The following is a 22,470-nucleotide window of genomic DNA, read 5'->3' on the forward strand; positions in this document are numbered from 1 at the left end:
TCATTTTGAGTTTCAGGAAACACACGACCTGCGCAATGCCGCTTCCGGCGATCCCTGTCCACGATGTGCAGCAAAGCTGGAAATCGTTCACGGCATCGAGGTTGGCCACGTTTTCAAACTGGGAACAAAGTACACCGAAGCGCTGGACGCCGACTGGCTTGACCGTCAGGAGAAGAAGCATCCCATCATCATGGGTTGCTACGGAATCGGCGTCACACGAGTCGTCGCGGCAATTGTGGAAACCTGTCACGACGATGGCGGGATCCTCTGGCCGGCAGCGGTCGCTCCGTACACCGTCGAAATGATTCCGCTGAATGTCACTGATGAAGCGGTCATGAATGCGGCCAACTCTATCTATGATGAGCTCAGTTCAATCGGGATCGACATCCTGATGGATGACCGCGATCAGCGTCCGGGATTCAAATTCAAGGACGCCGACCTGATCGGTCTGCCTGTGCGGATCATCGTGGGTGGCAAGGGACTCAAGGATGGAATCGTCGAAGTCAGGCGTCGCACCGATTCAGAGGCCACTCGCGTTCCTCTGACGGAAGCGGCATCGTATGTGCAGGAATTGATTGGAAAGCTGTAGCTCAAAATAGCTGCGAAAATCGACGAGCTTCATCTCAACGGCTGCCTGGAGGTCTGAACTACGAACGATCGCTGATGACCTCTCCACCTCCCGGAAGGCCGAATTTCCAACCATTTTTTGACTCCTCGGGGTAGTCGAGGTCGCCAATGAGGGATTCCTCGCCCTCCGCCACGATTGATGGATCGCCGGGGTGGGATTTAATGCTTATTCAGTCGTTTCCGGGTGGCTGAGACTGCGGATTGAATCACTTATGATCCTTGTCCGTGGCTTCGCCCTTAATGCCTTCAGGCCCAACAAAATGATCCTTGTCCGTGGCTTCGCCCTTAACATCTCCAAGCTGATTCATGTTGTCTCCGGAATCCGCGTCTATCTGGTTACTGAGTTCGACCACAGCGGCGGATTCAGGCGAAGGAGCAACCCAAAATCCATCCGCACCGGGTTGCTCCTGCAGTGATGGATTACCAGCGATGATCCAGCCGTTTTTTTGGCTGTTTGCAACTTCCTCATGACCGCTCGTGTCGACCGTTGTCTCGAGGCTTGGATTGCCGATGATCGTCCAGTCGTTTTTTTGGCTGTTTGCAACTTCCTCATGGCCGCTCGTATCGAGAGCAGCCATGCCGGACTCACTCGCGTCGAACTCGGAGAAGGTGGGAAGGTTTCCACCCAGGTCCACCGCCTGAGTATCAACGCTGCCTAACACCGCGCTCAACATGACTCGATCTTCCAGTGCTTCTGTCTGAATTGCAGTGTTTTGTTTTCTCCTGCGCGGTCGGAGTCGTTGACTTGTCAGTCCCTGGATCCCTGCCCATTCTGAAAACGCTTTTCCGCAATTGCTCATAAAATTTGATCTCTCGTTTGGTTGTGGTTAATTCCCCGTGACTCACCCAGACAAATGCATGTCCTGTGCCAATAGGCAAAAAACGTCCACGGGACTGTATTTCACGAGGGCGGACGTCACTCGTGAGGAAAAGTTCCATCAGTATGCAGCGATGTGCCACAAACAACTGCAGCATTTTGCGATGCTGTGCAGCAGGATCACGCAAAACGGATTCAATTGAGAAAACATCGTTTTTTGTGCGGTCGTTGGACAGCCTCTGTGTGTTTCATCCCCTGTCGTTGAAAGTGAAACTCACTCTTCAAATACGAGAGGTTCCTATGTTTTCCGCATCCCAAATATTCAAAAATATATTCCGGACTACCAATCGGCGCCGATCTGTTCGGCGCAGATCTGCAAGTGTGCCGTTCGCAGTCGAACGGATGGAAAGTCGAATGTTACTTTCCGCGGCGACTGTGGGTGGTGTTGCGGGCACTGTTGTCCAATTAACCGACGCGAGCCCGGAAGCTCCCGACAACGTGGCGATCCTCGGACAGGCGAATGGTGTGAGCGCGAGTCCGGAAGCTCCCGACAATGTGGCGATCCTCGGACAGGCGAATGGTGTGAGCGCGAGTCCGGAAGCTCCCGACAATGTGGCGATCCTCGGTCAGGCGAATGGTGTGAGCGCGAGTCCCGAAGCCCCCGACAACGTGGCGATCCTCGGGCAGGCGAACGGTGTGAGCGCTCTCGTTGCACAGGAAGGTGAGGCACTGATGAATACAGGTCTGGCGGACCATTAGGTTGTCGATGGAGTCATGGATGCCGGACACACCAAAGACGAAGCCTTTAATCCGGGTGAAACGGTAATGGACGAAGACCGGATACAGTGGGTTGAGCCAGCCAATCACGTTCTTTGGTAACAAGAGGTACGAATCTGTCAGAACGATGCCACGCCGTTTCTCCAGCGTGGCATCCGGACAGGCATGTCGTTAGTTCTCCGGGGCTGCTTCGTCGGCCCCGGAAAGACATCGTCTTCGACCGCACCGGGTTGTATGAGGTCGTAACGACTTCTCGGTGTGGAACTGGGACGCCAGTTTACCCACTGCGCTGAGACTTGCTCCGAACCGCCTGGTAATATCCCGGTATGAGCCATCTGCTGGCTCGTAAACGAAAACAATCCGCTCCGGCAAATTGATGGAAAGACTCGCAGTCATCATCAGCTCCATGAGTGACTGCTGTTTTAAGCTCGACCGGTTCCCTGGCTGCTTCTTTCTGGAAACGGTTCTAGTTAACGTCGGACCATCGAGCGGTTTTTTCCTCGCGGAGGGAGATGTTGGCCAGATGGGCGGCGGCAGCCGACCGGACTCCTTCTTCGGCGGGACAGGAAGGTTGCGCCCGTGTGCGGACGCAGTTCACCCAGTCACGAAGGTGATACAGTGCGCCGTCGACCTCCTGATAGAAATCCAGTCCGAGAATGTCACGCTTTCCTTCGATCCGCTGACGGGGTACCACTTTTTTTCCGCGTTCCGGTCGCAATTCATAGCGGCCGCGGTCGCAGTATAGGTTTGCCTCGGTGCCCATCAACAGCAGTGATGACCGATTCTGGTGGTTGACGAACGTTCCTTCGAAGTACGCCTGCAGGCGTACTTCGGGATACGACAGCAACGTTTGTACCGTGTCGGGTGTTTCCCAAACACCTGCGGTAGCAAAGTGATTGCCGATGCTCATCGCCAGTTCCGGATTACCCATGTCGAGCATCCAGTAGGCCGTATCAATCCAGTGCACCATCAGATCTGTGAAGATTCCGCCTCCAAAGTCCCAGAACCACCGCCAGTTTCGCATCCGGTACTCATCGAACGGCTGTTGCGGAGCGTTACCCAAAAACTGCTTCCAGCGTACGCTGCCAGGATCGATTCCGTATTTAGTTCGCCCTCGGTGATTTGAGTTGCGATTCCAGGAAAGCCGAATCTTGTGAATTGCGCCCAGTTGCCCGGATCGCACAATTTCGCGGGCTTCCTGCAGATGTGGGATGCTTCTTTGCTGAGTGCCGACTTGGACGATGCGCCTGTTTTCATTCTGGGCGGCGATCACTTCTGCAGCTTCATCCAGATCGTGTGTGAGCGGTTTTTCGACGTAGACATCCTTTCCGGCTGCACAGGCATCAACCGTCATTGGTACGTGCCAATGGTCGGGCGCAGCAATCAGTACCGCGTCAATGTCCGGCCGTTCCAGCAGACGTCGGTAATCGGTTCCCTCACGGATGGCCTTCGGATCCGCCAGCTTGGATCCTGTGGCCAGGTGTCCGTCCCACACATCGCAAACTGCGGCAAGCCGTACGTTGGGGATCATCGCCAATCGCGGCATCAGGGTTCTTTGAGCTCTGCCGCCGGTGCCAATGCAGGCGACATTCAATGTGTCATTTGCCGAATAGCCGCGGGCGGATTCAACAGGCATCGTTGACATCGCAGCGGCGCCCACAGCCAAAAACTGTCGGCGCGGAATATGATTGTTCATTGTGTAAGTTCACCTGAATCGGATATTGTGATCATTGGTTCTTCAGCACAGACGTCGCGTGTTCCGGCGATGTTGACACCGGTGTTCTACAAACTTAACCGCTGATATGGAGCAAAAAATGCTTCGCAGAGTCCAGGAAATTTCCGAAATGCTGCTTAGTCTGGCAGTCGTCATGGTGCTGGCGGAAGATGTCCTGGCCGAAAACTGGCCGCGATTTCGCGGTCCCGGCGGATCCGGTATAAGCAGTCAGCAGGGGCTGCCGGTCGAATGGTCTGATGCTGATTACGAATGGAAAACAGATCTGCCAGGACGGGGACATTCGTCGCCGTGTATCTGGGATGACCACCTGTTTTTGACGTCGGCCACTGACGAAGGCCGCACACGAATCCTGCTGGATATTGACGTGAACAACGGCGATGTTCGTTGGTCGCGATCGGTCGAATCCGCGACTCATCCCATCCACGACCTGAACAGTTATGCCTCAGGAACACCGACAACAGACGGCAAATATGTTTATGTGCTGTTTGTTTCCGATGAACAGATGCAGGTCACAGCCTGCGACTTCCAGGGAAACCAAATCTGGCAGCGGGATCTGGGGCCGTTCTTTCAGCGCGACGATCAGGTTCACGGCTGTGGAGCTTCACCGATCGTATTCGAAGATCTTGTCATCATCGCCAATCAGCAGGATGGCCCGGCATCGATCATTGCTCTGGATTCATCGACAGGTCATACCCGATGGAAAAATGATCGAACGCTGAGAATGACGGCTCATTCCACGCCGGTGCTGCTGCGACGTCCGAATTCAGAACCGCGGCTGTTTGTTTCCAATTTAGGCGACGGAATTGCGGCACTCAATCCGAAAAATGGTGAACTTCTGTTTCGCGCGGACGTCCTGGATGCCCGCTGCGTGGGTTCACCACTGGTAGCCGGTGAACTCGTGCTGGCCACCAGTGGCGGAGGTGGACGCGGGACATCCATGGGAGCGGTTCCCATTGACAGCAGCGGGGACCTGGATCTGTCGTCTGCGGTATGGACCCGCAACCGGGCACTTCCGTATGTGCCCACTCCGATTGCGGTGGATGAATCTGTATTTCTGTGGGGAGACAACGGCGTGGTGGTGTGTCTGGAGGCGAAAACAGGCGAGGAGACCTGGACCAGTCGTGTTGCCGGCAACTACTCAGGATCGCCTGTTTGTGCCGACGGTCGGATTTACTGTGTGGCCCAGGACGGAACGGTGGCCGTCATTGAAGCCAGTCAGGAATTCAGGCTTCTGGCCAGAAACAGTCTCGGTGAGCGTTCCCACAGCACGCCCGCGATTGCAGCCGGCAGAATGTTTATTCGCGGCTTTGAACATTTGTTTTGTCTGAAAGCCCGAACGGAACTGAATACACCGCCCCCGGAGTAACGTGTCTTCAGACAGTTCGTGTGTTCAGTGGCCGGTTAAATTCTGAGGATCGCCTGGTGCGATTTTGGCTGAGCTGAATCCGGCGAAGCATTAGCGGTGCTGTTCCATTCGTCGTGGGAAACGGTCTGACGACGCGACGCCAGCTGCAGCCGATAATTCAGCTGCGGCCGATAATGTAGCCCTGCGGATCGACGTCCTCCCGCAAAACTCGCAGCGATTCGTCGTCCGGCACCGGCGTGCGTCCGAGTGGCTCCTGAATGAGCAGTTCAAAGTCTGTGTTATCGCGCACTTCCTCCAGGGTGACCCCAGGATGCAGCGATTCGACCTGCATCCGTTTCGACTGCTGGTGGAACCCCATCACGGCAAGATTAGTGATCACTTTATACGGACCGGTTCCTGGCGGTAATCCGGATCGTTCTCTCGCGCCAGGTCCGTCCAGGAATCCGGGCGTGGTGATAAAGTCAACTCGTTCGGTAAAGCGTCGTCGATCGTGCGGGGTAATGACCAGAATCCGCCAGCACAAAGATCCCAGATCGTTGGCGCCACCACTGCCGGGAAGACGGACGGTGGGCTGCCGGTGGTCATCACCAATTTGAGTGGAATTCAGATTTCCAAACATGTCGATCTGGGCACCTCCGAGAAACGTGTAGTCAACCAGTCCGCGCTGGCAGGTTTCCATTACGTCTCCCATACTGGTGGCCATCAATCCCTGATAGAAAGTACGGGAATCCCCGACACTGATGGGCATTCGAGGCAGCAACGGACCGATGCCGCCGGCTTCAAACATCAAAGTCAGGTTCGGTGCGGTCGTCTTTTGTGCCAGCATGGATGCGGCACACGGAGCCCCCGTTCCGACCACCACCATTGCGCCGTCATCGATCAGCCGCGATGCCGCACAAATCATCATCTCCATGGAATTGAAGTCAGCCATGCGGATTATTTCATTAACTCTTCACGACGCAGTTCTTCAAGCCGTGCCGGTCCGGCACACAGGTCCAGATATTCAGAAAATTCATGAGTACCAAACAGAATACGATCAAGGAATTCCTGAAGTGATTCGGATTCCGCTTCTGCGGTGAGCCACTCCCGCAGGTGCACTTCGTCTGAGAAATATTCGTAGGGCATATTGCCCGGATAGCTGCCGAACGGCACTTCACAAACTGCATCGACGCAGTAAAAGGGAATCATCGTCGATGACGGATCCCGGCGGATTTCATCGTTGTCGATGAGTCGCTCGCAGGTGATGATCAGTTTTTTGGCAGCTCGGGCCACGTGGTAGTCGGCGACAGTTGTGCCACGAATACGGCAGTTGCCGAAGCAGTCGGCTTCGTGCACGTGAATAGCGGCAACATCCGGCCAGAGTGCCGGAACCGCAATCAGGGTCTCTCCGGTATACGGACAGGTGATCTGCTTAGCAGCGCTGTGCCGAAAGGTGTCGCTCCCCGCCAGTGAACGGACCGGCAGGAAAGATACTCCCATTGCCGCTGCCTGAAACCTGAGCGCCAGGGTGTAGTTTGACCATTCGCAGACGGCGATGTTTCCGCTTTGCATGACTCTTCGGGCGTGCGGTGAAAGTCCACGTGCTTCCAGTCCGACAACGTATGCCGCATCGACCCGATCAAACAACTGGCCGCGACCCGTGAGGTTCCCGGCGCACAGAATCTGAAAATCATGCGTCGTGGTGTGGCCGGCAATCCCGAGTTTCTGTTTTTTCTGACGCACGACTTCATGGATCACGGCCGTGGCAATACGGTCGCCGCCAAAGCCACCCGAGGCCAGATAATCACCGTCGTTAATAAATCGCGACACCGCTTCCGTGACCGACATGACCTTGTCGACCATGCCTTTGGGCTTTGTGCGGAAGTCGTTGCGGGCCGAATTGCAGTCGGGAGAACTGAAGAGTGGTCCGTCGGACTGTTGCTGCTTTACGATTTCGGTCATACAGGGTCAATCAAAGTAGCGGCCTGTTTACTGCTGTTCGAGGTAATAGGGGCGAAATTGGAATAGCAGCGGGTCCGCAGGGTCAACGGTCACTGCTACGCCTGCAACGTTGGGTGAACCAAAGACTTCCATGCGGGTAAAGTTCAGCCATAACTTTCCGGTGGCACGTCTGAATGGCTGGTCGATGCGGTAGTAATGCGTATCACCATGGATGCAGATCACTGGCCTGCGATATTCCTGAAGAAACGCGCGAACCGTGGCCAGAAAGTCGGTGAACCCTGGGTCTTGACCTTTTTCGAAGTCGGGGTTGGCATGAATCACAAGAGCCACTCCGCTGGCATTCGAGGCTTCGGCGGCAGCAAAACTTTCGTTAAGAAACGCGATATTCGCTGAGTTGCGCTGTTCGAATTCCTGCATCGCATCTGTGTTACCGGTACGCATGTTGTTTCCGCTGCCAACAACATGCGTCACAATGAACATGACGCCGGATTTCTGAAAACGGTAGTTCTCGACATACTGTGAAAACTGTGTGTGGCGGCTTTGATGAACTGCCTGAAGCTGGCTGAGACGCAGGGTGGATGTATCGTGAAAAAACAATTCCCGCAATTTGCCCAGACGTTCAATCGGATCCGAACCGGTACCGTGGCAGTCTGTCCATTCGTTGTCGCCGGGAGTGTAAACCACCGGCTTCGGGTACGTACGAAATATGTCTCGTATTTTGCCGAAGGTCTCATCACTGCACGGCATGCTTTGAGCTTTGATGTCACCGACATGCATCAGGAATGCAAAGTCTTCTCGCTCTGACTGCTGCAGAAGCCGACGAAACGGAAGATCCTGTTCCGGCTTGTACGGGAGATCGCCCGTGGCCAGAAACCGAAATCCCTTTTCCTTCTCGGCTGCTAAAGACGGAGACAGACAACACACCACACAGAAAATTGTGGCTGTAATCATTGAATGATTCATCAGGTTGGTTCCGGAAAGGAGCGAAGCTGTTCAGATGATTCGATCGTAGCCAGGACGACCGGAGAATTCGAATTCAAATCCCGGAAACCAGCAGATGCTGCCAAGCCGCAAAATTCCGGATCCGATTTCGAAGCAGCCCTGCTCTTTTTCGAACACTCGGGCTTCTCAATCGTCAATTCTGTTTTTGCAGCGTTTGGCCACCCGTTTTATCGACGCTTCAATTTGGGATCAGTTTTACGGACGGATACCAACTCACTGGATGACATCAGTCAACACCAGGCACACCGATGGTTTTGAGAATCGTTCTGAGTTCCGCGACCTCGTCATTTGTGAGTTCACGAGTTGGAAGACGGCTGGGCCCATGCGGGCGTCCGACAATCTTGAGAGCTGCACAGATGACCGGGCTTTCCGCAGCCGTTCGGTTCCACATCCGACCACGGAACTGAGACCATGGCCAGTTGATAGCCGTGATTTTTTGCTGAGCTGCCACATAATCTCCGGCCTCCAGAAGTTTCCAGACGGACAAGTCGTGTTCCGGCCAGATCGTGCACAAATGTGTGACAAAGCCCGTACCGCCGAGTAGATGATTCATAACGGACAGCCCCTGATTGTCGACAATCGCCAGTCGGTCTGAAAGTTCCTGGATGCCGCGCTGGTAGACGGAAGTATCCGGACTGGACCATTTCAGGGACACGCAGCGTTCCAGGGCTGCAAGTTCATTCAGCTGGTCAAGGGACATGTCGTAGCCCTCCCAGTGCGTGTTATAGATCATGATTGCGACTTTGCTGGTGGCATCATGCACGGCCTGAAACAAACGCAGACAGTCGCCACTGGATGAGGCATAGTAATAACCGGGTGAAAACTGAATTCCATAGGCACCGATCTCTTCTGCGTAACGAGCCATTTCAATTGTTACTGAAACGTTGGTGTCCTGTGCACCCACAAGCGTTGGCACACGTCCTTCGGCCGCTTCCACAATCGTCTTTGAAACGGCTTTGCGTTCTTCGATTGACAGCATAGGAAAGTCACCGCCCGCGCCCACGGCCAGCAGGACTCCGGATCCGTTGACGACGCCGTGGTCGATGACATAACGCACGTTTTCGCGGATGCCGGCGTGATCAATCGAAAGGTCCTCATTAAAGTTCGTTACCACGGGGATCATGGGACCGCGGAGTGACTGTTTGACTTCTTTGATGTCCATAAATGGGCTCGGTTTCCAGGGGGGTAACGATGTTGAAGTGTCAGCCTGGTTTCAGAATGCTGTCAGAGCTATGTCTTCTGAGGGCATTTTCGAACAGAGAGCTCTGTTCGAATTCGGAAAACCAGCTGACTTCGTGAAAAAGGAACCAGTACAGATCTGCCGTGGAACGCACGTCCGATCAATCTGCAGGCCATGCAATCCAGCAGGAAATGTCAGGAATCATGGGGCTGCAGCGATGGAATTCTACGTCGTACGCGGTGGTGGTTTCAACGAACGTAACATTCCCATCCCGGGGGATATACGGGTGTCATCGTGTGGTGAATTCAGGGGGCACGATCTGCACGTCGGCATCCGCGCAGCGACAAAGACTGTTTTCGACCGGAAACGCGTAAAGATACTCTTGATCTCAATGCTGCCGGCCTGCGTTGTATTCGTCCCCGCATGCTCGGTAGTGATGTCGATCATGGATGGTTATGGCCATGGATCAAGACAGGCGCCACTCGGTCGTGGTCCGGTTGGTCTCCATGGGATTGATTCGTACGATTGATACGACACATCAAGCCAGGGAGTTTCCAGACGTTGGTGCCCGTTCAGACGTGAGGTCAGGGCTGCCTCCAGCACACCAGTCGTTAAAAGGGTGCGTTCCACCGGATAAGCCGGTACTCCGCTGAGAAACATGTCTTCCACATTGAGTGACAGATAAGCAAAGTGGGCAAACGGTCCCTCGATGACATCACCGTGGCCCTGGGCATAAAACTCCGTGGCCACAATTCCGTCAGTCGTTCGGGCCGCATACGCTAAATCGCGGACGTATCCTTCGAGCATCAGAGCCACGCCGCGAAATCCGTCGCGATACTCAACCAGTATCACTGCCGGATTGCTGCAATGTTCTTCAATACGTCCATCCGGTTTGTTCTCGATCGTTGAGCATGCCGCCTCTGCCAGTTCGCGTGACCAGTGTCCGTCATCAGCAGCCTGCCAGACGGCGTCACCTTCCAGACAGGTCACCGCGGCGACACCGCTTTCTCCGCCTGCTCGGCGCTCCACCATGCACTCCAGCACTTCCAGCGTATGGAACCCGTAAATATCGAGCCCGGAGAACCCGATGGCAACAGCCTCGGACATTTCCGTGTTGCGATCATGCTCCAGCCACGGGTTCCGCCACACAAGCGGCAGTGAGGATCCCGCCATGAACGGTATGTCCAGTTCCGCAGCACGATCGACCATCCATTTTGCATCATGCCAGTTCCAGGACAGGTGCTTGTCGTTGAAAACCGGTATGGCACGGTCGCCGGTGGCGATCACACCACAGATTTGCTCCATGAAATATTTACGAGGAAAAAGTTGCTGTTCTTTTTCATTCCATGCGTAGTCCCCATGCTCACCGATCAGCAGTACGCCGTCGACAGCCAGTTTGTCCCCGCCCAGCGTCAGTGCCTTGACGATACTGGGATAGACCGGGACATCGTGCTCGTCAGCAATCGCGCGCCCCACGTCGTTCTCAGTGAACTGATCAATGTACATTGAGACCAGATCGACTCGAGGTGCGTGCCGACCCTCGTCAGTCGGAAACCCCTTGAGGAACTTCGTCACTACAACATCGGCATGGGAGCCGGCAAAATACTCGGTAATGATGGCAGCAATACGTTGACGTTCGGGCATGATCAGTCAGCCTGCGGAGTGGCGCGGAAATCTTTTCTCAATGTGAATACAATAAGAACCACGAGCAACCCGGCGCCGACACCGAGTACGATGGCATAGACCAGAAACACAGATCGCAGATCTGTGATGGAGCCCGTGTCGCGGAGGTAGCCGATGACCGGGTAGGGCCAGGTTCCCAGTACCGAAACCACGTTTAAGAGCCCAATGGCGGTCGAGCGCGCCGCCGGATCGACAACCTCGAACGTGGTGGTCCACAGATTCGAGAAATACAGCCAAACCCCGACTCCACAGATGAACAAGGCCGTCTGGATTACGATCGGGTGTTCAACTGTTGCGATGACGAAGATCGCAGGAACTCCGATGATCAGGCCGGCAATCTGTACGAGAAATCTGCCCGACATATGCCGCCGGGAGAGAAAATCGGCCAGGATGCCGCCTGTGAGGATGCCGATGGCTGCACCAATCTGAGGGGCCAGGGTCGCCATCAGGCCGGACTCCCCAAGATTCATCCCATAGTGTTCTTCAAAATGCTTAGGCAGAAAGTAGCTCAACTGCTGCCAGACGTTGCCAACCAGAACATAGGCCAACCCCAACAGCAGAAAACTGGGGACGATCAATACAGCCTGGATCGTCCCGACCAGTGTACTGCCGGATTTGCCGAGCCCGGTGTCGCCACGCTCGGTTCGGTCCGGTTCTCGCAACAGCGCGCAGAGAGTGGCCACAACGACCAGTCCGAGGCCTGCGAACCAAAATATCATAACCCGCCAGCTGAACACATCGGCAAGTGTTCCACCGGCCCAGCCCGCCATGACGACCGCAACCGGCGAGGAGAGCAAATAGATGGCGACAGCACGGGAACGGTTTTGCTGAGTAAAACAGTCCGCCATGATTCCGGCAATCGCCGGGACACTCGCTGCCTGTGCCGCCGCAGACAAAATCCGCAGAATCAGGAAGTCGTAAAAACCCTGTGCACACCCGATGCCCGCCAGCAGTACAGTACTCAAACTGAGTGCCACGATGAGGATCGAACGCCGACGGAACCGATCGCTCAGATAGGCGACAAAGAGTGCCGACAGTGAATACGTTATCTGCCAGGCCAGCGTGGCAGAATGCAGTTGGCTTTCACTGAGATTCAGTTCCTTAAGCAGCGGTGTCTGAATGAAGGTGAAAACGCTGCGGTGCGTGTAGAGGATGAAATAGTTGAGCAACAGCAGGCTGAGAATGAACCATCGGTCGGGAACGCCGTGTGCGGACGGCATTGAAACGGCTGGTCTGTCTGACTGTAACCCGGCTGGCCGTTGAGAGGAGGTGTCTCCATCTGTTGGTTTGGATCCTTTCATGGATGCACCTTCGGTTCACGTGTTGATCTCGACATCGTTCCGGCCAAACAATATCAACTGGTCGTCCAGCCACCTGGACGCATGTACGGTGCCAATCAGGCCTGAATCCGAGCCTGCTCGACCAGCCGTTTTTCCAGCCGGGATTCGACAGGTTCCGGCAACGGGTCGGGCGCCCGCACCGACGGAACTCCGGATTCATCTCGCGTCAGTTCACAAGGCGGATCGCTCAGATCTTCAACGTAGAATTTTGAACTCGGAAAGATGTCGGCCGGATAGGAATTGTTGTCGAGCATCGCCAGAGCCGCACAAAATCCGGCCCCGCACGAACTTTCCAGCATGCCTCCGACCCAGCACGGAATGCCTGCATCGCGACCAATATCGTGAATTTGTTTTGCATTTGTCAGACCGCCCACGCGACCGGGTTTGATGTTGAAATAGCGACAGCTCTTCAGTTCGGCGGCCTGCCGGGCTCGGCGGGGTGTGGTCAGACTTTCGTCCAGGCACACCGGCGTTTGAATGGTGCGGGCCAGTTCCGCGTGGTCGACGAGATCGTCGTGCTGAAGTGGCTGCTCAATCATGGCCAGATTGAATTCGTCGGCCTTGCGGAACAGGTCAACGTCGGCCAGTCGGTATCCGCTGTTACAGTCGATGTGAATGGTATGATCGGGAAATTCCCTGCGCACGATGGCCAGCATGTCATTGTCCCAGCCTGGACGAAATTTTAATTTTGTCCGGGGAAACCGGTCGTCCACCGCCTGTCCAATGGAAGTCACCAGATCGTCGGTTGAATCCATCACGCCGAAGTCCGCGCCGACAGGAGCAATATCGCGATTGGCACCTAACAACCGATGCAACGGCTGACCTGTCAGTTTTGACTGCAGAGCCCACCAGGCGGTATCGAGAACTGCCTTGGCGAAGGGGTTGCCTTTGAACAGGTTGAGTTTCTGCTGAAGTTGTTCGCCGGAATCAATTTCCTGGCCGACAACCGCTGGTCCCAGCCACTCGCGATTGATCGCAAATATTCCACCGGCCCATTCCGGACTGTAACACGGTGCGGCAAACGGCGCGCTTTCCCCCCAGGCATCCACGGACCCACTCGTCATTCGACACAGGACCGAATGAATGGCTGCGTCTTCACCGTAAGCCGTTTTCCACGGATAGATCAGCGGCATGCTGACGTGAAACAATTCAATTCGATCAATGCGCATCAGACGTGTTCTCTCTGCTGTCTGCACCGGCCCATGCGGAATGGCCCGGCGGACTTATCGTCCGCGACCGGTGATTGGATAGGCGTCATCCTGAAAACCAAATCCGCTGTGTTCACCGATTGGGACCAGTCCGTTAATAAATGCTTCATCGTCTGTGGTGATTTCTACATCCAGGCATTTGATATTATCGTCGTACTGCTGCATCGTCCGAGGCCCGATGATCACGGACGTCAGGATCGGATTGGCCAGAACCCACGCCAGTGCAAATTGTGACGGGGTGCAGCCTTTTGTTTTGCAATGGGCAGCAATCTGCTGAGCAATCTCGAAACTTGCAGGGCGAAGTTCCGCCTGGGTCATTCTCATGTCACCGCGTGATGCACGACTGCCTTCGGGATACTCGCCGAATTTCGTGTACTTGCCGCTGAGGATTCCGCGAGCCAGCGGGCTGTAGCTGACAACACCGATACCATGTTTTTGACACAATGGCAAAATTTCGACTTCGACATCACGATTCACGATATTGTACAGCGGCTGAATACACGCGAAGTGATTGAGATGGAACCGGTCACTGATCCAAAGTGATTCACAGATTTCCCAGGCGCGAAAATTGCTGCAGGCAATGTAATGAACCCGGCCACTTCGGACCATGTCGTCCAGAGCACGCAGGGACTCTTCCATTGGTGTCGAATTGTCGGGAGCGTGGTAGTAGTAGATGTCAATGTAATCCGTGCCCAGACGCCGGAGACTTGCGTCAAGCTCATGCATCAGATGCATGCGACTGCCGCCCTGCTGATTTGGACCATCCCCCATCTTCTGCCGTCCCTTGGTGGCCAGCACAATCCGGTCACGGCGGTCCGCAATCGCCCGGCCAACCACCTTTTCAGACTCCCCGGCGTTATACATGTTGGCGGTATCAATGAAATTGATCCCCTGATCGTATGCCTTGTGAATGATCTGCACCGAATCTGCTTCATTCGTCTGGCCGCCAAACATCATGGTTCCAAGACAGACCGGAGACACCTTGACGCCGCACTTCCCTACATTTCTAAAGTCCACTGTTAGTCCTCACGGTTGGTTGTTCAGGCTGAATCGTCCTGATGTTATCAGTAACAGGTGATGTCAAAAATCGATCAGTGACCGACAGATGCAGATAACATATGTTTCTGAAAGACGCCTTTCGATTCGGTCGGCTGCTGTTCTTTGGGAATATTCAACTGCGCTGAAATTGAAGGATGTGGTTCTGTTTGGATCCTTGATCCCGCTACAATCTCTGACAGTTACGGCGAGTCTTATAGAGCGGTGTCGCCGCGATGTTGTGAGTTTTCGAAAAAATCAATTACAGAGCATCCCTATGAATGTTTCGATTCGCCAGGTTCTGCTTTCCATCTGTCTGTTGCCCGCTGTGTCATCCGCGAAAGCTGAAGTGCCGGTTAACACACTGACACCTGCAGAGCAGCGCAGTGGATGGAAACTGCTGTTTGACGGAACAACATCAGCCGGCTGGCGGAACTACCGTGCCGGTGAACTGAGCGACGGCTGGGTGGTGGCGGACGGTGTTCTGGAACGTACAGCGAAAGGTGCGGGTGACATTGTCACCACCGAACAGTACCGATTCTTTGAACTGTCTCTCGAATATCGAGTTTCGAAGGCCGGCAACAGTGGGATTATGTTTCACGTGACCGAGGATTTCGACAGGCCCTGGTACAGTGGCCCGGAAGTGCAGATCCAGGATAATGTTGACGGACACGACCCCCAGAAATCCGGGTGGCTGTATCAGCTGTACAAGCCTGAAAAACCACACTGGGCGAAGCTGCTGGAAGAACAGGCAGGTATTGAAAGTACGGATGTCGACGATTCCACTCGACCTGCCGGAGACTGGAACCACGTTTATCTGCGCGTGTCACCCAGTCAATGTGAAGTGGCCATGAACGGAGTGAGCTACTTCTATTTTGTTAAGGGCAGTGAAGACTGGGACAAACGGGTTGCGGCCAGTAAATTCGCCGGATTCCCTCAGTTTGGGAAAGCCGAATCAGGACACATTTGCCTGCAGGACCATGGAGATCTGGTTGCATTTCGGAACATCAAAATTCGTGAGCTCGATATGGACGGGAAGGTTGCAGATCCCGTTGATGGCAGACTGCCGATTAAGGGCGTTGTTGCCTTTCCAAAGATGAAATGGGAGGGGTTTGAAACCGTCGATGAAAACGGGCTGGTTCATCAACTGCGTCCGATGGTGCTGACTCATGCGGGGGACGGGACGAACCGAGTGTTTGTCGCGACGCAGCGCGGAGCCATCTACGTTTTTCCAAACGATTCCGAGACCCGGCAGGCCAGGATGTTTCTGGATCTTCGTGAGCAGGTTCAGGACTGGGAAATCGATGATGAAGAAGGGCTGCTGGGACTCGCGTTCCATCCGAATTATGAATCGAATCGGCAATTCTACGTTTACTACAGTTCGGCCACTGAACCTCGTGTTTCTATTGTGTCGCGTTTTCTCGCCTCGGCTGACAACCCTGGGGTTGCAGATGCGGACAGTGAACAGATTGTCATAAAGATCCCTCAGCCGTTTTCCAATCACAACGGCGGAGCCATTGCCTTTGGTCATGACGGGTATTTGTACATTGGCCTTGGCGATGGAGGGGGACGTAATGATCCTCTGCAGCATGGTCAGAATCTAAAGACGTGGATGGGATCGATCCTGAGAATCGATGTGAATGCGACTGAACACGGGAAAAATTATGCGGTCCCCGCTGACAATCCGTTTCTGCAGCGAGAAGACGCTCTGCCCGAGATCTTTGCTTACGGCTTCCGTAACGTCTGGCGTCTGACAGTGGACCGGGCAACAGGCACTCTGTGGGCTCCGGATGTGGGGCAGGATTTTTGGGAAGAGATCAATATCGTAAAACCAGGCGGTAACTATGGCTGGAGTGTTCGTGAAGGCTCCTATCCGTTCAATAACAATCCTCCGACAACGAATGACGCTCCGATTGGCCCTGTCTGGGAATATGATCACCAGATTGGGAAATCGATTACCGGCGGTTTCGTCTACCGTGGCAAACAGTTCCCTGAACTGCAGGGATGTTATCTGTATGCCGACTTCGTCAGTGGAAAAATCTGGGCACTGCAGTACGACGAATCAACCGGTCGAGTGAACGGGAATATGAGCATCGCTTCGACCGGAATTCCGGTGCTGTCATTCGGCGAAGACGAGGACGGAGAAGTGTATTACAACCTTCAAACCGTGACCGGTCAGGGTATTTACCGATTCGAACGTTCTGAGTGAACAGCCGGCCCCACCCATCCCGGCCGGGCTTCTGCCGGCGTTTGTTCGGAAGTTTCACCACGAAGACAGGCGATCCGGTACGTTGCGGGTAATCTGCTGCACCTGTGGCTCTTTATCGGTCAGACCACGGGACCATGCGGTGCCTCCCGTTGTGAAAACGGTGCCACCGAGTGTATCGATGCCGATGGTCGCAGCACCACGCATCACGCGATATGTGTGTTCCGCATCACCAAACAGACTCTTCGGTGCAAATTCCAGGTTGCCGTCCCAAAGCCGGGGCGGAAGCAGGAATCTCAAAACACTTCGGCAGTCGAAATATGCTGCAGGTTCCACAGACAGTCGAATTCATCATGCGGTTTTCTGAAAACCGCGGCAAAACGCGTACATCGGATGAGGCGTCACCGGTGGATCACTTTGTCTGCGAATCGGTAGAGATTCCTGCCGAACGTCCTACTCGGCGAGTGCCTTTTTTATCGCCTGGACCGTCAGCTCTGCACGGAAACTGATGAGACGCCGTCCCCAGTCCATTGTCTGTTCCGCCGGAGCCAGATCCACACCGTTAATATGAAACCTGTCCGCTGCTAGACGTTGTTTGGTACGAACACTTTGCGGGTCGACACTCATCATCATCGCTGTCATGCCGAAATCGTCATGCAGACCCTCCGGCGTTTGTGAAATTCCCCGTTCTTCCAGCCAGTCTGCTACCGCCGCAAAATCATAATACTCCGGAATGTAATGCAGCCTGCCGCCCTGAGAGCTTCTGTTGAGCTGCTGGGCAACGTGCTTCATCCCATCCTGATTGCCGCCGCTGTCACCGATGAGAATGATATGTCTGAATCCGTGCGCACGAAGCGAGGCACAGATATCTGTCAGCAACGCTTCATATGTCTCTTCGGTCAGACTGATCGTGCCAGGATACTTCATGTGCAAAGTTGGCGGATCGATGTCACCTTCAGGAACAAACGGCACGATTGGAGCAACCAGTGCATCGCCGAGTTTACGGGCAATTGCGGCTGTGGTCCCTCGCAGCACGACGTTATGTTTGCCGGTGACCAGATAGGGACCGTTTTGCTCGACGCCTCCCGTGGCAACAATCACGGTGTCTTTACCGTCTCGCATTGCATCGCGGACTTCCATCCATGTCAAATCTTCGATGAACACAGTATCAACCGAATCGATCAGTCGTGGTGATTCCGGATCGGGACTCATCGGATCCGGAGGCGCGATGAAGGCAAGTGAAACGACAGCGAGCAGAGTGCAGAAGCGGGGCATAATGTTGTTCCTTGAATGTTGAGAAGTCCGATTATCAGTTGAGGAGGAATTCCGTGCAATCGACTTGGCAGATACCCTTGAAGCAGGATCATGATTTGCCGGCACAGTGAACGCCGGTGGTTTGCCTGTAATGGATCATCCGAAATTAAAAGCTTAAGTTCTTTTCGGCAGCGGCACCAATCGTGGTTGCTTGAAGCAACGGTCCTGGACGGTAAGCTGGCCTGGAGAGGGATGTCTGCTGTCTCGACCACGGTGTTCAGGTTGTAACGATCGGCTTCCGGGTACTGAAACCAATGGAAATTTTGGATTACCGCAGGTGTTTCGCTATTTGTGTTTCGGCTGTGGACGGGGAAGAAAATAATACGTGTCGCGCGCAGCTGCTGGCCCGCTGCGAACTCACAGACAAAAGTGCGGGGGACACACAGCAGTTTTTCCTGGGCAAAGAATGCGTCGGCGAGTACATGTACCAAAAGCGAGGCATCGCTCAGGTGCCGACCTCAGAAGTCTGTGTGATCTTCAGCGACGGCGACTCGTCGTTGCAAAAGAAATTCGCAAATCATGACAGCGATGTGATCCAGTCCGGCGAAATGACGGTTTCTCGCCAGGGGTTCGACGGCAGCTGGGCCAACTGGACCGGTTTGCGTTTCATCCTGGAGCATGGCCATGCCGAAACTCTGCAGTCGGTGGACGAAATCATCCGTGCGACCCTGGACGGAGAATGTCTGGTCGGCCGCACCACGCTGAATGATCCGTCCGGAGAGTGGCAGGCCAGACTGGAATATCCAATTCCCTACATCAACGTCCATCCACCGCAGGGGCTGTTTCAGGTGGATGTCGGTCCCGTCCTGTACCCTGATTTCTCATCGACAGCTCCGAGGTCCATCGAGCGTTTACGTCTGGCCTAAGTGATGTACAACCGGACGGATGTCGCTGAGTTTGTCCTTCGAGTACCAACACCGGTTGCAGAAGGACAAACGACTACGACTTTGCACTATTCCGAAGTCATCAAAAACGTTGCGGAAAATTCACTGTACCGCCTGGAGGAAATAGGGGGCACGCCGGATCAAACTTCATCAGAGCCTAATCCGGTCTCCGAACAGTACGAACTGTTCCAGGGACGTGTCCTGTCACGTGACCGGTTTCCGCAGAGAACTGCGGATGTTGCGGGCTGTGTTCAGAGTGTCCAGCCTTCGCGGTATTCGCGATGTACAAACTGATTCACGTCAACGCTCAAATCCTGAACATTGGTTGCTTTCAGGTTCTTTGCATCCCATTCAATGCGATCCCCTTCACCGACACGAAGTGCCAGGTTGCCGATCAATATGGTCTCTGTGAGACGACCGGCGTAGGTGAAGTTCGACATCGTGCCGGGCTTGTGCTCGCCGGTGATTGACTTCACGAATTCCCACTTCTGTCGTTCGTCAGGCGCACCGTTGAAGGGGATTCGTGGCAGCGTCTGCTCCGGCTTTTCGTAGTTTGAGAAACCGTCCCGCGGCAAAAGATAATACCTCTGACCGTAGTCATCAGCTGAAAACAGCATCCCGTTGGTACCCACGGCCAGCATGCCGCTGGTTTTCGGACCACCCTGGCGTTGCGCTGTGATCTTTTTCCTGAAGCCTTCCGGCAGCTGACTGGTGAGTTCCTCGGGTGGCAGTTCGCCTCCGTCGTACCAGTACATGTCGCAGGCAGCCATTCCCTCACGTTCAGGGAACTCGAATTTCAGCAAACTGCTGGACGGATAGGTCTCGTTTTCGTAGAGGCCTGGATTTTTCACGGCTGTGATGGCAATCGGATCAAACAGATGCAGAGCCATGATCGGAAGATTGGTGGTGTGGCAGGCCATATCGCCCAGTGCCCCGGTGCCGAAATCGACCCATCCTCGCCATTTGAATGGATGATAAACACCTTGCTTATAGGGACGCATTGGAGCCGGACCGATCCAGCTGTCCCAGTTCAGGTGTGCAGGAACGGGATCCTCACCTTCCGGCCGACCCACCGCCTGGGGCCACACTGGTCGATTGGTCCACACGTGGACCGAGGTCACGTCACCAATCGCATCTGCTCGCAGGACTTCCACAGCTTCGCGCAGTCCGTCACCGGCCGTGCCCTGGTTCCCCATTTGTGTGACCACACCTTTTTCTTCGGAAAGCTCGCGCAGATGGCGTGCCTCGTAAATCGACCAGGTCAGTGGTTTCTGGCAGTAAACGTGTTTGTCCATCTTCATCGCCATGGATGCGGCGGCGGCATGACTATGGTCCGGCGTACTGACGGTGACGATGTCAACTTTTTCACCCATCTTATCCAGCATCTCACGGTAGTCGCTGAAAGACTCAGCATCGCGAAATTCGCGTTGCTTCTGCTGGAGAGTATTTGCGTCGACATCACAGATTCCGACAATTGAAACGCCCTGGTCGTATATGTTGCTGGTGTCAGACCGGCCTTTTCCTCCAACCCCCACACATGCGGCGCTCAATGATTGAAGCGCCGAACGTGAGGCTTTGACCTGAGTACCGCCTCCAACCCAATAGGCTGCTCCGATTCCTGCAGACTGTCCTATGAATTGACGTCGATTCGTATTTCGAGCCATCGAAGTATCACCTTTGATTCTGTACAAATTGCGGTAGGAAAACGACAAACGTGGAATTCAGCAGGGACTGGGTGTACGCCAGTTCCTTGATGCAGGAAGGCTGAGAAATTCAGTCAAGTTTGTCGAAAACTCTGCTCCCACGATAACAACGCTGCCACAAAGAGCAAACAATCCCAATGTTTTCAGAAGTTATGCGACCTGATTCCGGTCCGGTATTGTTGTTTTTATGAACGTTGGATTCGCTTCTCTGTTTCCTGGTGCCCCTTCCTCTTTTTTCAAGTGAATTGATGTTGCGAGTGACCCTCTTTTTCCCGGTCGTGGATGTAAGAAAACGTTGCTGTCAAATGGCACTGGCAGCCGGACTGACTGTGACACTGATGCTGTGCGGCTGCAGCGAGGACCGATCAGGTTCTGTTCCGAAGTCGTCCGGTGACGGCGGAGCCGGTGAGACACCAACCGTAGCAGCGGACGATCCTGCAGCCGTGGCTGCTTTAACGGCCGCCGGCTTCAAGCTGACTGCGAATCAGGCCGGCAATGTTACTGCGGTATCGATGGCCTTCAACGAAGATCAGTCGGATCAATTGTCTCATCTGAGGGGCCTCAACAGTTTGACGCGGATTCAGTTCACGGGCCCTGCTCTGACAGACAATGGTCTGGATGTCATTGCTGAACTGCCGAATCTTAAACAATTGAACATTTCTGATTCACGAGCAGCGGACGGGGCCCTGAAAGCCTGTGAAGGACTACAAAAGCTGGAAGTCCTGCAGTTGAGGCGGTCTGCTGTAACCAACGATGGACTGATCAGTCTGAGTGGCCTGCCGGTGTTACGTGTTGTTGACGTACGCAACACCAAAGTCTCAGACGAGGGTCTGGAGCATCTGGCAAAAATTTCGTCACTCCTCGACCTGCAGGTTGAGAAATGCGATGTGACGGATGCCGGCGTCAGAGCGATCAGCCATCTTTCGCTTAAGTCCATCAATCTCAATTTTTGTACATCGATATCGAATCAAACTCTGAAAATACTTGGCGGGATGTCAAGTCTGACTGCCATTCAGCTTTCGGAGACGGAAGTCACGGACGAAGGAATGCAGGCAGTTGCCAATCTCAGGAAACTCAAGCGTCTGCGTCTGACAGGTTGTGATGTTACGCACGCCGGGTTTGTTCATCTGGCGGGAATCGAAACGATCGAGCGACTGGAACTTCGGGAAACGTCGCTGGATGTTGAGGGGCTGGAAATTATCTCGAAATTGCCTCATGTCAGTTTTCTGGACATCAGTGAATGTCGCCTGCTCCGAAAAGGCGAACTGTCACCGATCAGCAGAATGACCAGCCTGAAGACTCTGGTCTGTCGGTATACCCGAATGGATGATGCTGTTTTCAATACTTTGGACGGACTCACGAAACTTGAGGAACTGAATCTGAGTTCGACATCGATTACAGACGAATCGGTGAAGACGCTTCTGAAGCTGACTAAGGTAAAAAGACTCAACGTTGGTGCGACGCAATTGTCTGATGAAGGTTTCCGCCAGCTTTCAGCAATGCCGGAGCTGAAGTGGTTGAATGTTGCCAATACGAGCATCGGGTTTGACGTCATCGACGAACTCAAAGCAGCTCGGGAAGGACTCGAGGTTGAAGAATTTGAATAGTCCCGGCGGGTGCGTTTTCGGGTTAAGTTTGACGACCGTACCTGG

At 54.3% G+C, this 22,470-nt stretch carries 19 protein-coding genes; 6 read left to right on the forward strand and 13 right to left on the reverse strand.

Annotated elements, in window-relative coordinates:
* Positions 1–589 (forward strand): His/Gly/Thr/Pro-type tRNA ligase C-terminal domain-containing protein (locus MK110_13210; protein MCH2212256.1); only part of this gene is annotated, 589 nt, incomplete at its 5' end.
* 244 nt (positions 590–833) lie between these two features.
* On the opposite strand, the gene MK110_13215 is transcribed toward MK110_13210, so the two are convergent.
* A complete protein-coding gene (locus tag MK110_13215; GenBank protein ID MCH2212257.1) occupies positions 834–1,427 on the reverse strand; it encodes a hypothetical protein in 594 nt (197 codons plus the stop codon).
* Positions 1,428–1,858: 431 nt separating this feature from the next.
* On the opposite strand from MK110_13215, the gene MK110_13220 reads away from it, so the two are divergent.
* Positions 1,859–2,203 (forward strand): hypothetical protein, encoded by a 345-nt coding sequence (locus MK110_13220; GenBank protein ID MCH2212258.1) that lies wholly within the window; start codon positions 1,859–1,861, stop codon positions 2,201–2,203.
* Between the two features lie 484 nt (positions 2,204–2,687).
* Here the strand turns inward: MK110_13220 and MK110_13225 are convergent, their stop codons facing one another.
* Positions 2,688–3,917, reverse strand: coding sequence for a Gfo/Idh/MocA family oxidoreductase (locus MK110_13225; protein ID MCH2212259.1), 1,230 nt, complete (start codon positions 3,915–3,917; stop codon positions 2,688–2,690).
* Between the two features lie 118 nt (positions 3,918–4,035).
* Here MK110_13225 and MK110_13230 point away from each other — a divergent pair, with 118 nt between their 5' ends.
* Complete coding sequence (locus MK110_13230; GenBank protein MCH2212260.1) at positions 4,036–5,322, forward strand: PQQ-like beta-propeller repeat protein; 1,287 nt, start codon at positions 4,036–4,038, stop codon at positions 5,320–5,322.
* A gap of 157 nt (positions 5,323–5,479) precedes the next feature.
* Here MK110_13230 and MK110_13235 read toward each other — a convergent pair whose 3' ends face one another.
* From MK110_13235 to MK110_13270, 8 genes are all read right to left on the reverse strand, one after another.
* Complete coding sequence (locus tag MK110_13235; protein MCH2212261.1) at positions 5,480–6,253, reverse strand: hypothetical protein; 774 nt, start codon at positions 6,251–6,253, stop codon at positions 5,480–5,482.
* 5 nt (positions 6,254–6,258) lie between these two features.
* Positions 6,259–7,263 (reverse strand): hypothetical protein, encoded by a 1,005-nt coding sequence (locus MK110_13240; protein ID MCH2212262.1) that lies wholly within the window; start codon positions 7,261–7,263, stop codon positions 6,259–6,261.
* Between the two features lie 27 nt (positions 7,264–7,290).
* Positions 7,291–8,226 (reverse strand): metallophosphoesterase, encoded by a 936-nt coding sequence (locus MK110_13245; GenBank protein MCH2212263.1) that lies wholly within the window; start codon positions 8,224–8,226, stop codon positions 7,291–7,293.
* Positions 8,227–8,491: 265 nt separating this feature from the next.
* A complete protein-coding gene (locus tag MK110_13250; GenBank protein MCH2212264.1) occupies positions 8,492–9,427 on the reverse strand; it encodes a dihydrodipicolinate synthase family protein in 936 nt (311 codons plus the stop codon).
* 471 nt (positions 9,428–9,898) lie between these two features.
* On the reverse strand, positions 9,899–11,089 hold the full coding sequence (locus tag MK110_13255) for a hypothetical protein (protein MCH2212265.1): 1,191 nt from the start codon (positions 11,087–11,089) through the stop codon (positions 9,899–9,901).
* Between the two features lie 2 nt (positions 11,090–11,091).
* On the reverse strand, positions 11,092–12,429 hold the full coding sequence (locus MK110_13260) for an MFS transporter (protein MCH2212266.1): 1,338 nt from the start codon (positions 12,427–12,429) through the stop codon (positions 11,092–11,094).
* 95 nt (positions 12,430–12,524) lie between these two features.
* Entirely contained in the window at positions 12,525–13,637 is a 1,113-nt protein-coding gene (menC, locus tag MK110_13265; protein ID MCH2212267.1) for an o-succinylbenzoate synthase, read from the reverse strand.
* 54 nt (positions 13,638–13,691) lie between these two features.
* Positions 13,692–14,693: an aldo/keto reductase gene (locus MK110_13270; GenBank protein MCH2212268.1), complete on the reverse strand. Its 1,002-nt coding sequence runs from the start codon at positions 14,691–14,693 to the stop codon at positions 13,692–13,694.
* A 295-nt stretch (positions 14,694–14,988) separates the two neighbouring features.
* Between MK110_13270 and MK110_13275 the strand changes: the two genes are divergently transcribed.
* A complete protein-coding gene (locus tag MK110_13275) occupies positions 14,989–16,920 on the forward strand; it encodes a PQQ-dependent sugar dehydrogenase (protein MCH2212269.1) in 1,932 nt (643 codons plus the stop codon).
* 54 nt (positions 16,921–16,974) lie between these two features.
* On the opposite strand, the gene MK110_13280 is transcribed toward MK110_13275, so the two are convergent.
* Positions 16,975–17,253 carry a hypothetical protein gene (locus tag MK110_13280; GenBank protein ID MCH2212270.1) on the reverse strand — a complete coding sequence of 93 codons (279 nt, stop codon included), beginning with the start codon at positions 17,251–17,253 and terminating at the stop codon, positions 16,975–16,977.
* Positions 17,254–17,370: 117 nt separating this feature from the next.
* A complete protein-coding gene (locus tag MK110_13285) occupies positions 17,371–18,192 on the reverse strand; it encodes a creatininase family protein (GenBank protein MCH2212271.1) in 822 nt (273 codons plus the stop codon).
* Between the two features lie 293 nt (positions 18,193–18,485).
* Here MK110_13285 and MK110_13290 point away from each other — a divergent pair, with 293 nt between their 5' ends.
* Positions 18,486–19,097, forward strand: a complete 612-nt coding sequence (locus MK110_13290; protein ID MCH2212272.1) for a hypothetical protein — start codon at positions 18,486–18,488, stop codon at positions 19,095–19,097.
* A gap of 269 nt (positions 19,098–19,366) precedes the next feature.
* Here the strand turns inward: MK110_13290 and MK110_13295 are convergent, their stop codons facing one another.
* Positions 19,367–20,779, reverse strand: coding sequence for a Gfo/Idh/MocA family oxidoreductase (locus MK110_13295; GenBank protein MCH2212273.1), 1,413 nt, complete (start codon positions 20,777–20,779; stop codon positions 19,367–19,369).
* A gap of 344 nt (positions 20,780–21,123) precedes the next feature.
* On the opposite strand from MK110_13295, the gene MK110_13300 reads away from it, so the two are divergent.
* A complete protein-coding gene (locus MK110_13300) occupies positions 21,124–22,425 on the forward strand; it encodes a hypothetical protein (protein ID MCH2212274.1) in 1,302 nt (433 codons plus the stop codon).
* The last annotated feature ends 45 nt before the right edge of the window (positions 22,426–22,470 follow it).

It is taken from the genome of Fuerstiella sp. (assembly GCA_022447225.1).
Classification (GTDB): domain Bacteria; phylum Planctomycetota; class Planctomycetia; order Planctomycetales; family Planctomycetaceae; genus S139-18.

Coding starts and splice junctions, on each gene's coding strand:
- MK110_13255 (MCH2212265.1), bottom strand. CDS start 11,089: ATGCCCGAACGTCAACGTATTGCTGCCATCATTACCGAGTATTTTGCC.
- menC (MCH2212267.1), bottom strand. CDS start 13,637: ATGCGCATTGATCGAATTGAATTGTTTCACGTCAGCATGCCGCTGATC.
- MK110_13290 (MCH2212272.1), top strand. CDS start 18,486: ATGGAAATTTTGGATTACCGCAGGTGTTTCGCTATTTGTGTTTCGGCT.
- MK110_13215 (MCH2212257.1), bottom strand. CDS start 1,427: ATGAGCAATTGCGGAAAAGCGTTTTCAGAATGGGCAGGGATCCAGGGA.
- MK110_13300 (MCH2212274.1), top strand. CDS start 21,124: ATGGCACTGGCAGCCGGACTGACTGTGACACTGATGCTGTGCGGCTGC.
- MK110_13250 (MCH2212264.1), bottom strand. CDS start 9,427: ATGGACATCAAAGAAGTCAAACAGTCACTCCGCGGTCCCATGATCCCC.
- MK110_13235 (MCH2212261.1), bottom strand. CDS start 6,253: ATGGCTGACTTCAATTCCATGGAGATGATGATTTGTGCGGCATCGCGG.
- MK110_13285 (MCH2212271.1), bottom strand. CDS start 18,192: ATGCCCCGCTTCTGCACTCTGCTCGCTGTCGTTTCACTTGCCTTCATC.
- MK110_13230 (MCH2212260.1), top strand. CDS start 4,036: ATGCTTCGCAGAGTCCAGGAAATTTCCGAAATGCTGCTTAGTCTGGCA.
- MK110_13245 (MCH2212263.1), bottom strand. CDS start 8,226: ATGAATCATTCAATGATTACAGCCACAATTTTCTGTGTGGTGTGTTGT.
- MK110_13295 (MCH2212273.1), bottom strand. CDS start 20,779: ATGGCTCGAAATACGAATCGACGTCAATTCATAGGACAGTCTGCAGGA.
- MK110_13225 (MCH2212259.1), bottom strand. CDS start 3,917: ATGAACAATCATATTCCGCGCCGACAGTTTTTGGCTGTGGGCGCCGCT.
- MK110_13240 (MCH2212262.1), bottom strand. CDS start 7,263: ATGACCGAAATCGTAAAGCAGCAACAGTCCGACGGACCACTCTTCAGT.
- MK110_13260 (MCH2212266.1), bottom strand. CDS start 12,429: ATGAAAGGATCCAAACCAACAGATGGAGACACCTCCTCTCAACGGCCA.
- MK110_13220 (MCH2212258.1), top strand. CDS start 1,859: ATGTTACTTTCCGCGGCGACTGTGGGTGGTGTTGCGGGCACTGTTGTC.
- MK110_13275 (MCH2212269.1), top strand. CDS start 14,989: ATGAATGTTTCGATTCGCCAGGTTCTGCTTTCCATCTGTCTGTTGCCC.